Annotated in this window: 11 protein-coding genes; 1 reads left to right on the top strand and 10 read right to left on the bottom strand. The window is 70.9% G+C overall.

What is annotated here, in order from left to right; genetic code table 11:
- Nucleotides 1-7 precede the first annotated feature (7 nt).
- The 6 genes from yjfF to araB form a co-directional block, all read right to left on the bottom strand.
- Nucleotides 8-1000, bottom strand: coding sequence for a galactofuranose ABC transporter, permease protein YjfF (gene yjfF / locus GA0070622_RS15010; protein WP_091573864.1), 993 nt, complete (start codon nucleotides 998-1000; stop codon nucleotides 8-10).
- On the bottom strand, nucleotides 997-2067 hold the full coding sequence (locus GA0070622_RS15005; RefSeq protein ID WP_091573863.1) for an ABC transporter permease: 1071 nt from the start codon (nucleotides 2065-2067) through the stop codon (nucleotides 997-999). Before GA0070622_RS15005 ends, yjfF begins: the two co-directional genes overlap by 4 nt.
- Nucleotides 2064-3608 (bottom strand): sugar ABC transporter ATP-binding protein, encoded by a 1545-nt coding sequence (locus GA0070622_RS15000; RefSeq protein WP_091573862.1) that lies wholly within the window; start codon nucleotides 3606-3608, stop codon nucleotides 2064-2066. The genes GA0070622_RS15005 and GA0070622_RS15000 overlap by 4 nt, the downstream gene beginning before the upstream one ends.
- 68 nt (nucleotides 3609-3676) lie before the next feature.
- Nucleotides 3677-4669, bottom strand: a complete 993-nt coding sequence (locus tag GA0070622_RS14995) for an ABC transporter substrate-binding protein (RefSeq protein ID WP_091573861.1) — start codon at nucleotides 4667-4669, stop codon at nucleotides 3677-3679.
- On the bottom strand, nucleotides 4666-5421 hold the full coding sequence (locus tag GA0070622_RS14990) for an L-ribulose-5-phosphate 4-epimerase (RefSeq protein ID WP_245666300.1): 756 nt from the start codon (nucleotides 5419-5421) through the stop codon (nucleotides 4666-4668). The genes GA0070622_RS14995 and GA0070622_RS14990 overlap by 4 nt, the downstream gene beginning before the upstream one ends.
- Nucleotides 5418-7097 (bottom strand): ribulokinase, encoded by a 1680-nt coding sequence (gene araB / locus GA0070622_RS14985; protein WP_091573860.1) that lies wholly within the window; start codon nucleotides 7095-7097, stop codon nucleotides 5418-5420. Before araB ends, GA0070622_RS14990 begins: the two co-directional genes overlap by 4 nt.
- Before the next feature lie 656 nt (nucleotides 7098-7753).
- On the opposite strand from araB, the gene GA0070622_RS14980 reads away from it, so the two are divergent.
- Nucleotides 7754-9406, top strand: coding sequence for a glycoside hydrolase family 27 protein (locus GA0070622_RS14980; RefSeq protein ID WP_091573859.1), 1653 nt, complete (start codon nucleotides 7754-7756; stop codon nucleotides 9404-9406).
- Between the two features lie 59 nt (nucleotides 9407-9465).
- Here GA0070622_RS14980 and mmsB read toward each other — a convergent pair whose 3' ends face one another.
- The 4 genes from mmsB to GA0070622_RS14960 all read right to left on the bottom strand — a co-directional run bounded on the left by mmsB (nucleotide 9466) and on the right by GA0070622_RS14960 (nucleotide 15022).
- The gene (gene mmsB / locus GA0070622_RS14975) at nucleotides 9466-10716 is read right to left on the bottom strand and encodes a multiple monosaccharide ABC transporter permease (protein WP_091573858.1); all 1251 of its coding nucleotides are present in this window, start codon (nucleotides 10714-10716) and stop codon (nucleotides 9466-9468) included.
- Nucleotides 10713-12251: a multiple monosaccharide ABC transporter ATP-binding protein gene (mmsA, locus tag GA0070622_RS14970; RefSeq protein WP_091573857.1), complete on the bottom strand. Its 1539-nt coding sequence runs from the start codon at nucleotides 12249-12251 to the stop codon at nucleotides 10713-10715. Before mmsA ends, mmsB begins: the two co-directional genes overlap by 4 nt.
- A gap of 79 nt (nucleotides 12252-12330) precedes the next feature.
- Entirely contained in the window at nucleotides 12331-13470 is a 1140-nt protein-coding gene (chvE, locus tag GA0070622_RS14965; protein WP_091577424.1) for a multiple monosaccharide ABC transporter substrate-binding protein, read from the bottom strand.
- A gap of 196 nt (nucleotides 13471-13666) precedes the next feature.
- Nucleotides 13667-15022, bottom strand: coding sequence for a glycoside hydrolase family 10 protein (locus GA0070622_RS14960; protein WP_091573856.1), 1356 nt, complete (start codon nucleotides 15020-15022; stop codon nucleotides 13667-13669).
- Between the last annotated feature and the right edge of the window lie 47 nt (nucleotides 15023-15069).

The raw sequence follows: 15069 nt of genomic DNA, 5'->3' as shown, positions 1-15069 counted from the left end.
GGAACCGTCACTTGAACCGGATGCCGATGAGGCGCTGGAGGAGGATGAACGCGAACAGCAGGCCGCCGATCACGATCTTCGTCCACCAGGAGTTGAGGCTGCCGTCGAACGTGATCAGGGTCTGGATGACGCCCAGCACCAGCACGCCGAGGACGGTGCCGAAGACGTATCCGGATCCACCGGTGAGCACGGTGCCGCCGATCACGACGGCGGCGATCACGTCCAGTTCCATGCCGACGGCGATCAACGGCGCGCCGGACAGCGTGTAGAACGACAGCAGGATGCCGCCGATCGCCGAGCAGAGCCCGCTGATGGTGTAGACGGCGATCCGGGTCCGCGCCACCGGCAGGCCCATCAGCAACGCCGACTGCGCGTTGCCGCCGACGGCGTACACGTTGCGGCCGAACCGGGTGTACGCCAGCACGTACGCCGCCACCAGGACCACCGCGAACGCGATCAGCACGCTGATCGACACGAAGTTGCCGGCCGGGTTCCCGATGCGCTGCTGCGACATGCCGGTCCAGAAGCCGTCGGTGATGGAGATCGAGGCGCCGCTGATGAACGTGCACATGCCCCGGGCGAAGAACATCCCGGCGAGCGTGACGATGAACGGTTGGATGTCGAAGAAGTGGATCGCGCAGCCCATCAGGAAGCCCAGCGTCGGTCCGATCAGCAGCGCGATGACCAGGACCAGGGCCGCCGGCATGCCGTCGCGCAGCAGGGCGGCCGACACCATGGCGGTCATGGCGACCACCGAGCCCACGGAGAGGTCGATGCCGCCGGTGAGGATCACGAAGGTCATGCCGACCGCGACGACGAGCACGAAGCCGTTGTCGATGAAGACGTTGAAGACGACCTGGACGTTGGAGAACGCGCGGTACTGGGACACCCCGATGCCGTACATGACCAGCAGCAGGGCCAGCGTGGCCAGGACCGGGACGTGCCGCCGGGGCAGGCCGGGCCGCCAGGACCGGACGACGGTCGACGACGTGCTGCTCATGCCGGCACCTGCTCCTTCTCCCGTTGGGGCGCCGCCGGGCCGGGTTCGACGCCACGGCGTCGACGACGGAACCGGGCCCGGAACGCCGGGGCCTGCACGAGGCAGACCGCGATGACGACGACGGCCTTGAACAGCAGCGACGTCTGGGGCGAGATGTTCATGGCGTACACCGTGGTGGTCAGGGTCTGGATGATCAGCGCGCCCAGGACGGTGCCGCCGAGCGAGAACCGGCCGCCGGCCAGCGAGGTGCCGCCGATCACCACCGCGAGGATCGCGTCGAGTTCGATCCACAGGCCGGCGGCGTTGCCGTCCGCGCTGGACACGTTCGCGGTGACCATGAAGCCGGCGAGCGCGGCGCAGGCGGCGCTGACCACGTAGACGAGGAAGACGATCCGCCGGGACCGGATGCCGGCGAGCCGGCTCGCCTCGGCGTTGCCGCCCACCGACTCGACGATCAGCCCGAGCGCGGTGCGCCGGGTGAACGCGGCCACCAGCAGCGCCGCGGCCAGGGCGATCAGGACGGCCAGCGGCAGGGTGAGGAGGTGCCCGAGCCCGATCGCCCGGTACGGGCCGGAGTTGATCGTGATGATCTGCCCCTCGGTGACCAGCTGGGCGATCCCCCGCCCGGCCACCATGAGGATCAGCGTGGCGATGATGGGTTGGATGCCGATGACGGCGACCAGCACCCCGTTCCAGGCGCCGAGCACCAACGCGGCCCCGAAGGCCAGGGCCAGCGCGGTGAGCACGGTGGACGGGCTGTCCGGGTCGGCGGCCCGGCTGATGTGCAGGCAGGCGATCGCCCCGCTGATGGCGCAGAGTGAGCCGACGGACAGGTCGATGCCGCCGGTGGCGATGACGAGGGTCATGCCGAGCGCGACCAGGATCAGCGGCGCGCTCAACCGGAGGATGTCGACCGGCGTGCCGTACAGGTGGCCGTTCTTGACCTCCACGGCGAGGAAGCCGGGTCGGTAGACGGTGTTCGCGGCGATCATGACCACGAGCACGAGGGCCGGCCAGAACAGACGGTGGCCGGTCACCGGGCGGAGGCGGTCGGCGACGGTGGTCATCGGGTCACCTCCTCCCTCGGGGTTCCGCTGGCGATGGTGCGCATGACGCGGTCGGCGTCGAGCGAGTCGTCGTTGGTGAGCTGGGCGACCATCTCGCGGTCCCGCATGACCGCGACCCGGTGGCTCAGGCGCAGCACCTCCTCCAGCTCGGCGGAGATGAACAGCACCGCCATGCCGCCGTCGGAGAGCTGCACCACCAACTTCTGGATCTCGGCCTTGGCGCCGACGTCGATGCCGCGGGTGGGCTCGTCCAGGATGAGCAGGCGCGGCTCGGTGATCAGCCAGCGCGCCAGCAGCACCTTCTGCTGGTTGCCGCCGGAGAGGTTGCGCACCGGCAGCTCCGGGTTCGCCGGCCGGATGCTGAGCGCCTCGACGTACCGGCGGACCAGCTCGTCCTGCCGGCGGCGCGGAACCGGACGCAGCCAGCCACGCGCGGCCTGCATCGCCAGGATCATGTTCTCCCGGACCGACAGCTCCGGCACGATGCCCTCCGCGCGGCGGTTCTCCGAGCAGAAGCCGATGCCCTGCTCGATGGCCTGGACGGGGGTACGCAGCGGCGAACGGCCCCCGTCGAGGCGGACCTGGCCGTGGTCGGCGCGGTCGGCGCCGAAGAGCAGGCGGGCGACCTCGGTGCGGCCGGAGCCGAGCAGGCCGGCCAGGCCGACCACCTCACCGGCCTCGATGCGCAGGCTGAACGGGGCGACCGCGCCCCGCCGCCCCAGCTCCACGGCGTCCACCAGCGGGTCCGTCCCGGCGGGGGCGACGGTGGCGCGCTTCTGCTGCTCGTCGAGCCGTTCCAGCACGTCGAGTTCCTGGCCGATCATCTTCTCGACCAGGCTGAACTGGGGCAGTTCCTCGGTGCGGTACTCCCCCACCAGGGTGCCGTTGCGCAGCACGGTGATCCGGTCGGCGATGCCGTAGACCTGGTCCAGGAAGTGGGTGACGAACAGGATGGCGATCCCCTCGTCGCGCAGCTGTCGCATGATCCGGAACAGTTGCGCGACCTCGCCCGCGTCGAGGCTGGAGGTCGGCTCGTCGAGGATGAGCACCCGCGCCCGCACGTCGATCGCCCGGGCGATCGCCACCATCTGCTGCACGGCCAGCGAGTACGTGCCGAGCTGCGCGGTGACGTCGAGGTCGAGGTCGAGCCGGGCCAGCAGCTCGCGGGCGCGCCGGCGCATCTCGCCCCAGCGCACGGCGCCGAGGCGGCGCGGCTCCCGGCCGATGAAGACGTTCTCCGCCACCGACAGGTTCGTGCAGAGGTTGACCTCCTGGTAGACGGTGCTCACGCCGGCCGCGGCGGCCTGCATCGGCCCGCTGAAGGAGACCTGCTCACCGTTGAGCGTGACGACGCCCGCGTCGGTGCCGTAGACGCCGGTCAACACCTTGATCAGGGTCGACTTGCCGGCGCCGTTCTCGCCCATCAGGGCGTGGACCTCGCCCGGGAACAGCCGGAAGTCGACGTCGTGCAGCGCACGGACCCCGGGGAAGGTCTTGCTGATGCCGGTCATGGTCAGGACCGGACGCTCACCCGTACCCATCGGACCTCTTCTTCGACGGTGGTGGCGCGGGGGTCGCCGTCGGCGCGACGGCGACCCCCGCGGGTGGGTCAGTACTTGCGGTTGGGCAGCGCCTCCTTGGCCTGCTCCTGGGTGAAGGTGGTCTCCTCGGTCTCGATCCGGGCCGGGACCTCCTCGCCGGCCTTGACCTTCTTCACCAGGTCCATCAGCTGCGGGCCGAGCAGCGGGCTGCACTCGGCGATGAAGTTGAACTTGCCGTCCGCGAGCGCCTGCATGCCGTCCTTCACCGCGTCGACGGTGATGATGGTGATGTCCTTGCCGGGCACCTTGCCCGCCGCGGTGATCGCCTCCAGCGCGCCCAGACCCATGTCGTCGTTGTGCGCGAAGAGCACGTCGATCTTCGGGTTGGCCTTGAGGAACTGCTCCATCACCTGCTTGCCGCCGGCGCGGGTGAAGTCACCGGACTGCGAGGCGATGATCTTCAGGTTGGGGTTGGCCGCGATCGCGCCGGCGAAGCCCTCCTTGCGGTCGTTCGCCGGCGCCGAGCCGGTGGTGCCCTGCAGCTCGACGATGTTGACCGGGCCGGACGCCGACTTCTTCTGCTCCACCAGCCACTCGCCGGCGAGCCGTCCCTCCTTCTTGAAGTCCGAGCCGAGGAACGTCTTGTAGAGCGACTTGTCGGCCGAGTCGACCGCGCGGTCGGTCAGGATCACCGGGATCTTGGCGTCCTTGGCCTCCTTCAGCACGGTGTCCCAGCCGGACTCGACGACCGGCGAGAAGGCGATGACGTCGACCTTCTGCTGGATGAAGTTGCGGATCGCCTTGATCTGGTTCTCCTGCTTCTGCTGCGCGTCGTCGAACTTCAGCTCGATGCCGGCCTCGCCCGCCGCCTCCTTGATCGAGGTGGTGTTCGCGGTGCGCCAGCCGCTCTCCGCGCCGACCTGGGAGAAGCCCAGGACGATCTTGTCGTCGCCGCCGGACCCGCCGCCGGTGTCGCTGTTGCCGCAGGCGACCATGCCGCCGGCGAGCAGCACGCCGGCGAGGGCCGCGATGACGGTGCGTGCCGTGCTCCTGGTTCTCATCGGTTCTCCTCGTGGTGGGGTGAGCCGGACGCGCGGCCGGCAGGGCCGGCACGACCGGGTGTGGTGGTGGGGTCGGTGGTCGGGCGTTGGCCGTAGACGTTCTGGTAGCGGTCGTGCAGCGCGTCGACGTCGGCCGCCGCGATCGGCAGCGGCGGCCCGAGCGCGCGGGCCAGGTGGGCGGTGCGGGCCACGTCCTCGCACATCACCGCGGCCTTGACCGCGGCCCGGGCGTCCCGGCCGATGGTGAAGACGCCGTGGTTGCGCATGAGCACCGCGGGCGAGCGGTGCCCGGCCAGGGTGCTGACGATCCCCTTGCCGATGTCGTCGCCGCCGATCAGGGCGAACGGCCCGACCGGGATCTCGCCGCCGAACTCGTCGGCCTGGGCGGTCAGCCAGCACGGGATCGCCTCGCCCCGCGCCGCCCACGCGGTGGCGTAGCCGCTGTGGGTGTGCACCACACCGCCGACCTCGGGCATCGCCCGGTAGACGTACGCGTGCGCGGCGGTGTCGCTCGACGGCGAGCCGCCGCCGTCCACGACGGTGCCGCCGAGGTCGCAGACCACCATCGTGTCGGCGGTCAGGTCGTCGTAGTCCACCCCGCTGGGCTTGATGACCATCAGCTCCTGCCCGGGAACGCGGGCCGAGACGTTGCCGGCGGTCCAGGCCACCAGGTCGTAGCGGGTCAGCTCGCGGTGCAGCCGGGCCACGGTCTCGCGCACCGCGGCGACCTGCCGGGCGACGTCGGCGTTCATCCGATCACCTCCAGAACCGGGTCGGTCTGCGCGGCGGCGTCCCGCGCCGCGTTCCGGATCGCCCGCAGGCGCAGCATCACGTCGTCACCGCCGCGACCGAAGTGGTCGTGCAGCGCGCGGTACTCGGCGTAGAGCGCGTCGTAGGCCCGGACGTTCTCCGGTACGGGCCGGTAGACGCCCTCGTCCACCCGCCCCATCGCGGCCGACGCCTCATGGATCGTCGGGTACGCGCCGGCGGCGACCGCCGCGTGGATCGCGGACCCGAGCGCCGGCCCCTGGGCGGAGCCGATGATGCCGAGCGGACGGTTGGTGACGTCGGCGTAGATCTGCATCAGCAGCCGGTTCGAGGTGAGCCCGCCGGCGACCACCAGGTCGTCGACCGGGACGCCGGCCTCGGCGAACGCCTCGATGATCATCCGGGTGCCGTACGCGGTGGCCTCCAGCAGGGCGCGGTAGACGTCCGGCGGCCGGGTGGCCAGCGTCAGCCCGACGACCAGCCCGCTGAGGTCGTGGTTGACCAGCAACGACCGGTTGCCGTTCCACCAGTCCAGCGCGACCAGGCCGTGCGCGCCGACCGGTTGGGCGGCGGCCAGCTCGGTGAGCCGCTCGTGCGAGTCCAGACCCGCCGGGGCGGCGTTGCGGACGAACCAGCCGAAGATGTCACCCACGCCGCTCTGCCCGGCCTCGAAGCCCCAGGCGCCAGGACTGATGCCGCCGTCGACCACACCGCACATGCCCGGCACCTCGGCCGGGTGCGTGCCGTTGAGCACGTGGCAGGTGGACGTCCCCATGATCGCCACCAGCCGGCCCGGGCGCAGTGCCTGCGCGGCGGCGGCGGTGACGTGCGCGTCGACGTTGCCCACGGCGACCGCGATGCCCTCGGGCAGCCCGGTCCAGGCCGCCGCCCGGGCGCCGAGCGTGCCCGCCCGCGCGCCCAGCGGCAGTAGCGGACCGTCCAGTTTGGCGACGAAGTCGGTGAAGTCGGGGTCGAGCGCGCCGAGGTAGTCCGCCGACGGGTACCGGCCGTCCTGCCGGATGCCCTTGTAGCCCGCGGTGCAGGCGTTGCGGGTCTCCACCCCGCACAGCTCCCAGACGATCCAGTCGGCGGCCTCGACGAAGCGTTCGGCCCGGCGATAGACCTCGGGATCCCCGGTGAGGATCTGCAACCCCTTGGCGAACTGCCACTCGGCGGAGATCTTGCCGCCGTAGCGGCCGATCCACGGCTCGCCCCGCTCGTGGGCGAGGGCGTTGATCCGGTCGGCCTGCGGCTGGGCCGCGTGGTGCTTCCAGAGCTTCACCCAGGCGTGCGGCCGGTGCCGCAGCTCCGGCACCTCGCACAGCGGGGTGCCGTCGGCGAGGGTCGGCAAAACCGTGCAGGCGGTGAAGTCGGTGCCGATGCCGACGACCAGGGCCGGATCCACGCCGGCGACGGCCAGCGCGGCGGGCACCGCCTCGCGCAGCACGTCGCGGTAGTCGTCGGGGTCCTGGAGCGCCCAGTCCGGGGGCAGCGCCGGGCCGCCGTCGGGCAGGGCCGACTCGATGACCCCGTGGCGGTAGTCGTGCACCGCCGTGCCGACCTCCGCGCCGTCGCGCACCCGCACCACGAGCGCCCGCCCGGACAGCGTGCCGAAATCGACCCCGACCACGTACCGGTCGGCCGCGTCCACTTCGCTCATCTGCACCTCCGCCGCATCACGGAGGTTAGTGTTAGCGCTCACATACACATCCGTCAAGACACCTCTGCGCAACAGCTACGTAACGGGGAGCGCCATCGGGTGAGCGATCACCACGGTGGCCACCGGACCGGCGGGGCCGCCGTGCGGACGAGATCCCCGACGCTCCGCGGCGACGGTCGGTCCGGGTGCCGGAACGTGCCTGTGTTAGCGAAAACATCCTGAGCCTCCGAGAACGCCTGCGAGGACGCGGTCGACGACACCCGGGGCCCGCCCTTCGAGGCCCTCCCGCCGGCCGGCAGAGAGCCCTTCAGCGGCCGTTTCCCTCTCCAAGCCCGCCCCGAGGACGCGCCGACCACCCCGCCCCACGAGGCCCGCCGCTATTTACAGGCTTTAATGTCAGCGATAACATCCGCGGCATCACCGCACCGACGTGGCACTCCGTGGACGACCCCGCACCGCAGCGCGGCGGCGACGGACGACGACCCGGGTGACCGCCGGACCCCACCACCCGGAGCGGCCGACCGCGATCCGCCGACCCGTCCCGAACGCCGCGCCGTCTCGTCCCGGGCCGGCGCGCTGGCGCGCGGGCCGGCGACAGGCGGGCCGCTCCGCCGCGGCCGTCGGCACGGCCGGCGTCCGCCCAGCGAGGAGGATCAGTGCGCAGACGGACACGATGGATGCTGGCCGCCCTGGGCGTCACGGCGGTGGCGCTCACGGCCACCGTCACCGACGGGGTCGTCGCCCCACGCCCGGCCCGGGCGCTCGACAACGGCGTCGCCCGCACCCCGCCGATGGGGTGGAACACCTGGAACACCTTCGGCTGCAACATCAACGAGACCCTCATCCGGCAGACCGCCGACGCGATCGTCGCGAACGGGCTGCGCGACCTCGGGTACCGGTACGTCGTGGTCGACGACTGCTGGTTCGACCCCAACCGGGACGCCCAGGGCAACCTGCAGGCCCACCCGCAGCGGTTCCCGAGCGGGATGAAGGCGCTCGGCGACTACCTGCACGCCCGGGGACTGCTGTTCGGCATCTACCAGGTGCCGCTGGACAAGACCTGCGCCCAGGTCGGCGGCGCCTTCCCCGGCGCCACCGGCAGCCTCAACCACGAGTACCAGGACGCGCGGCAGTTCGCCGCGTGGGGCGTCGACTACCTCAAGTACGACTGGTGCTCCTCCACCGGGACGATCAACGACCAGGTGGCCAGGTTCGGCATCATGCGCGACGCGCTGGCGTCCACCGGCCGGCAGATCGTCTACAGCATCAACCCGAACAGCTACCACGCCAAGACCGGGCCGCAGCGCAACTGGAGCGACGTGGCGAACCTCTGGCGCACCACCGAGGACATCACCAACGCGTGGAACACCGGCCAGACCAACGGCTACCCGATGGGGATCCAGAACATCGTCGACGTCACCGTGCCGCTGGCCGGCTACGCCGCCCCCGGCGGGTTCAACGACCCCGACATGCTGGAGGTCGGCCGGGGCGGCATGACCGACACCGAGATGCGCAGCCACTTCGCGCTCTGGTCGGTCCTGGCCGCGCCGCTGATGATGGGCCACGACGCGCGGTCGACGAACGCGGCCACGCTGGCCATCCTGCGCAACCAGAACCTGGTCGCGATCAACCAGGACACGCTCGGCCGCCAGGCGGTCCAGGTCGCCAACGACGGCACCCGGCGGGTGCTGGCCAAGCCGCTGGCCAACGGCGACGTCGCGGTCGCCCTGTTCAACCAGGGCAGCAGCACCACGACCGTCTCCACCACGGCCGCGGCGGTGGGCAAGAGCGGCAGCTCGTTCACCCTGCGCGACGCGTGGACCGACGCCACCACCAGCACCTCGGGCGCGATCTCCGCCAGCGTGCCGGCCCACGGCACGGTGGTCTACCGGGTCAGCGGCGGCACCACCTCCCCGCCGCCCACCCCGACCACGTTCCGGCTGCGCAGCGAGTCGGCCGGGCGCTGCCTCGACGTCGACAACTCCGGTACCGCCAACGGCACCGGCACGCTGGTCTGGGACTGTCACGGCAACCCGAACCAGCAGTTCACCGCCACCGGGCAGGCGTTGCAGGTGCTGGGCAAGTGCCTGGACGTGCCGACGAACGCGAGCGCCGGCACGCGGGTGCAGATCTGGGACTGCAACGGCGGCACGAACCAGCAGTGGACGTTCAACGGCAACGGCACGGTGAGCAACGTCCGCTTTCCGTCGCTGTGCCTGGACGTCGAGAACGGCGGCACCGCCAACGGCAGCCGGGTGATCGTCTGGACCTGTCACGGCAACACCAACCAGCGGTGGAGCCGGGCCTGACCGGCGCCGGCCGGTGACCGAACGGCCGGCCGGACGGCACGTGACCGTCCGGCCGGTCGTCACCGGGCGCCCGCGGCGCGGCGCTTGTTCCAGATGTCGAACGCCACCGCGACGAGCAGGACCAGGCCCTTCACCACCGACTGCACGGACTGGTCGACGCCCATGAGCTGCATGCCGTTGCTCATCACCGCCATGATCAGGCCACCGACCATGGCGCCGACCACGGTGCCGACCCCGCCGGTGACCGCCGCGCCGCCGATGAAGGCCGCCGCGATCGCGTCCAGCTCGAACATGTTGCCCGCCGCCGGCTGGGCCCCGTTGGAGCGGGAGGAGTAGATCACCCCGGCCACGGCGGAGAGGAAGCCCATGTTGACGAAGACCCAGAAGTTGACCCGCTTCACCCGCACGCCGGACAGCGTCGCCGCCGGCAGGTTGCCGCCGATCGCGTACACCTGCCGGCCGAACACCGTACGGCGGGTGAGCAGGCCGTAGACCAGCACCAGCACGGCCAGGACGATCAGCACGATCGGCAGGCCCCGGGCGTGGGCGAGCTGCCAGGCGAACCACATGACGACCGCACCGACCACCGCCACCCGGAGGACGAACAGCGGGAACGACTCGACGGGCTGTTCGTGCCGGACCCGGGCCACCCGGGTCCGGAAGACGCTGGCGGCGTAACCGACCACCGCGAAGGCGCCGATGAACAGCGTGAACGCGTCGAACCCCTGCCCGCCGAGAAGCCCGTTGAGGAACCCGGCGGCCACCCGCTGGTATTCCTCCGGGAAGGGCGAGAGCGAGATGTTGTCCAGCACCCGCAGCGTCAGCCCGCGGAACAGCAGCATGCCGGCCAGGGTGACGATGAAGGCCGGGATCCCGGCGTACGCGACCCAGAGGCCGTGCCACGCGCCCACCGCGACGCCCACGGCGAGCGCGGCGAGGACGCCCGCCCACCAGGGCAGGCCCTCCCGGATGACGAGCACCGCCGAGACCGCGCCGGTGAGCGCCACCACCGACCCCACGGACAGGTCGATGTGCCCGCCGATGATCACGATGACCATGCCGATCGCGAGCACCAGGATGTAGGAGTACTGGAGCACGATGTTGGTGATGTTGCCCGGGCTGAGCGAGACGCCGTCGGTGAGGACCGCGAACAGCGCGACGATCACCACCAGGGCGATGTAGATGCCGCTCTGGCGCAGGTTGCCGAGGATCAGCGTGCGGGGGTCGCTGGTCCCGGTGTGCAGGGTGGCGGTCGCCCCGGCATCGGGCGCGGCCACCTTCGGGGAGCTGGAGGGCTTCGTGCTGGTCATCCGACGCGATCCCTGTCCTTGGTCATGAGTTCCATCAGGTTCTCCTGGGTGGCCTCGCGAACCGGCAGCTCGCCGGTGATCCGACCGGCCGCCAGGGTGTAGATGCGGTCGCACATGCCCAGCAGCTCGGGCAGCTCGGAGGAGATGACGACGACCGCCTTCCCGTCCGCCACCAGGCGGTTGACGATCGTGTAGATCTCGAACTTCGCTCCCACGTCGATGCCCCGGGTCGGTTCGTCCAGGATCAACACGTCGGGGTCGGTGAACAGCCACTTCGCCAGCACGACCTTCTGCTGGTTGCCGCCGGAGAGCTTGCCCACCGACGCCATCACCGTCGGCGTCTTGATGTTCATGTCGCGCCGCCCCCGCTCGGCGACGTCGATCTCCCGGTTGCCGTCGATCCAGCCGTGCCGGGCCAGCTTGCCGAGAGCGGCGGCCGAGATGTTGCCGCGCACGTCGTCGATCAGGTTCAGGCCGTAGTGCTTGCGGTCCTCGGTGGCGTAGGCGATGCCGTTCGCGATGGCCTCGGCCACCGTCCGGGCCCGCACCTGGCGGCCGTTGAGGTAGAGCCGTCCGCTGATCTCCCGCCCGTACGCGCGGCCGAACACGCTCATCGCCAGTTCGGTGCGGCCGGCGCCCATCAGGCCGGCGATGCCGACCACCTCGCCGGCCCGCACGGAGAGCGAGGCCCGGTCGACCACCAGCCGGTCCTGGGTCGGATGGCGCACCGTCCAGTCCTCGATCCGCAGCACCTCGGCCCCGGGCGTCACCGACCGGGGCGGGTAGAACGCGGACAGGTCGCGCCCGACCATGCCGCGGATGATCCGCTCCTGCGTCACGGCGCCGTCGCGCATGTCGAGCGTCTCGACCGTCCGGCCGTCCCGGATCACCGTGGTGGAGTCGGCGACCGCTGTGATCTCACCCAGTTTGTGCGAGATCATGATGCAGGTGATGCCCTGGTCGCGGAGCCGGCGCATCAGGTCCAGCAGATGTGCCGAGTCGACGTCGTTGAGTGCCGCGGTCGGCTCGTCCAGGATGAGCAGCCGCACCTTCTTGGACAGCGCCTTGGCGATCTCGACCAGTTGCTGCTTGCCCACCCCGAGCTGGACCACCGGGGTCACCGGGTTCTCGTGCAACCCGACCTCGCGCAGCAGCGCCGCCGCCTCGGCGTTGGTCCGGTGCCAGTCGATGAGCCCGCCGCGGCCCCGGCGCTCGTTGCCGAGGAAGATGTTCTCGGCGATCGACAGGTACGGCACCAGCGCCAGTTCCTGGTGGATGATCACGATGCCGCGGGACTCGCTGTCCCGGATCCCGCGGAAGTCGACCGGCTCGCCGTCGAAGACGATCTCCCCGTCGTAGCTGCCGGTCGGGTACACCCCGGACAGCACCTTCATCAGGGTGGACTTGCCGGCGCCGTTCTCGCCGCAGATCGCGTGGATCTCGCCGCGCCGGACGGCGAGTGAGACGTCCTGGAGCGCCGCCACCCCGGGAAAGGTCTTCGTGATGTTCCGCATGTCGAGGATGTGATCGCTCATGGCAACCGTCCTGGTCGTGGCCGTCGGGTCCGCTGGCGGCGGGCCCGGCGGCGGCGACCGCCCCGGGCCCGCCGGGCGGTCACCCGGCTCGTCCGGCGGCTACCTCCTGGGCCGTCAGGTAACCGGAGTCGATCAGCACCGACTGGATGTCGTCCTTGTAGACGGTCTGCACCGGCAGCAGGAACGACGGCACGACCTTGACCCCGTTGTCGTACGTCTTGGTGTCGTTCGCCTTGGGCTGCTCCTTCTTGAGGAACGCCTCGGCGGCGACCACGGCCTGGTCGGCCAGCAGGCGGGTGTCCTTGAAGACGGTCGAGCTCTGCACGCCGTCGTTGATCAGCTTGACCGAGGCGACCTCGGCGTCCTGGCCGGTGACGACCGGCATCTTCCTGGCGCCACCGCGGTAGCCGGCGTTCTGCAGGGCGGTGATGATGCCCCGGGACAGGCCGTCGAAGGGCGACAGCACCCCGTCGACCTTGCCGCCGTCGTTGTAGCTGGAGGTGAGCAGGTCCTCCATCCGTTTCTGCGCGGTCTCCTGCTGCCAGCGCAGGATGGCCACCTGCTCGATCTTCGTCTGGCCGGACTTCACCTTCAGCGTGCCGGCGTCCAGGTACGGCTTGAGGGTGTCCATGGCGCCGGTGAAGAAGAAGTGGGCGTTGTTGTCGTCCAGGGAGCCGGCGAACAGCTCGATGTTGAAGGGGCCGGCGGCGGAGCCCTTGGAGCCGTCCTTGTTCTGCAGCCCGAGACCGACCAGCAGCGCGTTGGCCTGCGCCACGCCGACCTTGTAGTTGTCGAAGCTGACGTAGAAGTCGACGTTCGGGCTGTTGCGGATGAGCCGGTCGTAGGAGATGACCGGGATCTTCGCGTTGGCCGCCGCCTGGAGCTGGCCGCTGAGCGCGGTGCCGTCGATCGCGGCGATGACCAGCACGTCCGCGCCCTGGGTGATCATCTGATCGATCTGCTGCGACTGGGTGGGGATCTCGTCCCCGGCGTACTGCAGGTCCACCTTGTAGCCCTTGGCCTGCAGCTTCTCCTTCACCGAGTTGCCGTCGGCGATCCACCGTTCGGAGGTCTGCGTCGGCATCGACACGCCGATGGTGAGGTCGCCGGGCTCGGCCCCCTTGGTGTCCCCGCCGCCTCCCGCACCCTCTCCACTGCACGCGGCCAGGCTGACCGCGATCGCGACGCCGCCCAGAGCGGCCAGAAAACGTCTGCGCACGAGCCCCATCTCCCCTCCACTGCCGGAACCGCACCGGTATCCCCTCCGGAGTGTTAACGCTCACAAGTTGCAGCGTCAACCGATCGGACGAAACGCATATGTCTCGGTCTCGTAACAGGAGCCGACGCGGGCGGCGGCGGGCGGCAGCGCGAAGGGGCGGCGCGAGGGTCGTCGCGCCGCCCCTTCGACGGGTGGGTCAGGCGGCAGCGCAGGTGGGCGTCATGCCCGAACCGCTGCCGTTGCCCTGGAACCCGAACTCCGTGCTCTGCCCGGCGCCGAGCTGGCCGTTGTAGTCCACATTGGCGAACCGGACCGTCCCCGTGCTGCCGCTGGCCGTGGCGCTCCACGTGTTGGTGACGCTCGCGCCACCGGGCAGCGTCATGGTGACCGTCCAGCCCCGGGTGCCACCCGAACCGGCGGTCACCCGGACCGTGGCCACGAACCCGCCGGTCCACGAGTTCAGCGACACCGACGCCGAGCACCCGCCCTGCGTCGGCGGCGGCGAGGTGGTGGTGGGCGGCGGCGACGTGGTGTTCGGCGGCGGGGTGGTGGTGCCGCCGGCGTTGAGCGCGTTGAGCACCGAGGTGTACGCGGCCTTCTTGTTCCCGGCGCAGTCGAACAGCAGCGCGTTGTCCGAACCGCGCCACGAGTCGCAGTCACGCACGCCCCACACCGTGATGCCGGTGCACCGCGACACGGCGAGACAGGCGCGGGTGACCGTGCCGTAGATGTTCGCCTGGTTGCCGCCGGTCATCACGTCCAGCTCGGTGATCTGCACGTCCACGCCCAGGTCGGCGAAGCGCTGGAGGTTGGCCTGGTAGTCACCCGGGATCGTGGTGCCCAGGTGCGACTGGAAGCCGACGCAGTCGATCGGCACGCCCCGGGACCTGAAGTCGCGCACCATGTTGTAGATGCCTGTCGACTTCGCGTTGATCCCGTCGGTGTTGTAGTCGTTGTAGCAGAGCTTCGCGCCCGGGTCGGCGGCCCGCGCGGCCCGGAAGGCCGCCTCGATCCAGTCGTTGCCGGTGCGCTGGAGGTTGGAGTCGCGGCGCCCGCCGGAGCCGCCGTCGGCGAACGCCTCGTTCACCACGTCCCAGGCGTAGATCTGCCCCCGGAAGTGGGTGGCCACCTGGGTGACGTGGTTGATCGCCGCGTTGCGCAACGCGCTGCCGGACAGCCCCTGCGCCCAGCTCGGCTGCTGCGCGTGCCAGAGCAGCGTGTGACCGCGCACGCTCATGCCGTTGGCCCGGGCGTGGCTGACCAGCCGGTCGCCGCCGGTGTAGCTGAACCGCCCCTGCTGGGGCTCGGTGGCGTCCCACTTCATCTCGTTCTCGGCCACCACCGAGTTGAACTCTCGGTTCAGGACGGTCGAGTACGTGCTGTCGGACAGCTTGCCGGTGGCGACCGCGGCGCCGAAGTAGCGGCCCTTCTCGGCCGCCGCCGCGCGCAGCGTCGTGCCGGCGTCGGCGGCGGGGGCCAGCGCCACCGCCATGCCGGCCGCCAGCGCGCCGGCCAGCAGGCCGGTGGACAGCAGGGCTCTCGTTGGTCTCATACGGATTCCTCTTCCGGGATTGCGACGGTGGTGATGCGACGCCTCGA

This window comes from Micromonospora sediminicola (assembly GCF_900089585.1).
Lineage (GTDB): Bacteria > Actinomycetota > Actinomycetes > Mycobacteriales > Micromonosporaceae > Micromonospora > Micromonospora sediminicola.
Note: the sequence above shows the minus strand (reverse complement) of the source record. Positions and strands in the feature narration are given on the sequence as shown.

Excerpts from the sequence above, each read along its gene's own strand:
- yjfF (WP_091573864.1), bottom strand. The coding sequence starts at position 1,000 with ATGAGCAGCACGTCGTCGACCGTCGTCCGGTCCTGGCGGCCCGGCCTG.
- GA0070622_RS15005 (WP_091573863.1), bottom strand. The coding sequence starts at position 2,067 with ATGACCACCGTCGCCGACCGCCTCCGCCCGGTGACCGGCCACCGTCTG.
- GA0070622_RS15000 (WP_091573862.1), bottom strand. The coding sequence starts at position 3,608 with ATGGGTACGGGTGAGCGTCCGGTCCTGACCATGACCGGCATCAGCAAG.
- GA0070622_RS14995 (WP_091573861.1), bottom strand. The coding sequence starts at position 4,669 with ATGAGAACCAGGAGCACGGCACGCACCGTCATCGCGGCCCTCGCCGGC.
- GA0070622_RS14990 (WP_245666300.1), bottom strand. The coding sequence starts at position 5,421 with ATGAACGCCGACGTCGCCCGGCAGGTCGCCGCGGTGCGCGAGACCGTG.
- araB (WP_091573860.1), bottom strand. The coding sequence starts at position 7,097 with ATGAGCGAAGTGGACGCGGCCGACCGGTACGTGGTCGGGGTCGATTTC.
- mmsB (WP_091573858.1), bottom strand. The coding sequence starts at position 10,716 with ATGACCAGCACGAAGCCCTCCAGCTCCCCGAAGGTGGCCGCGCCCGAT.
- mmsA (WP_091573857.1), bottom strand. The coding sequence starts at position 12,251 with ATGAGCGATCACATCCTCGACATGCGGAACATCACGAAGACCTTTCCC.
- GA0070622_RS14960 (WP_091573856.1), bottom strand. The coding sequence starts at position 15,022 with ATGAGACCAACGAGAGCCCTGCTGTCCACCGGCCTGCTGGCCGGCGCG.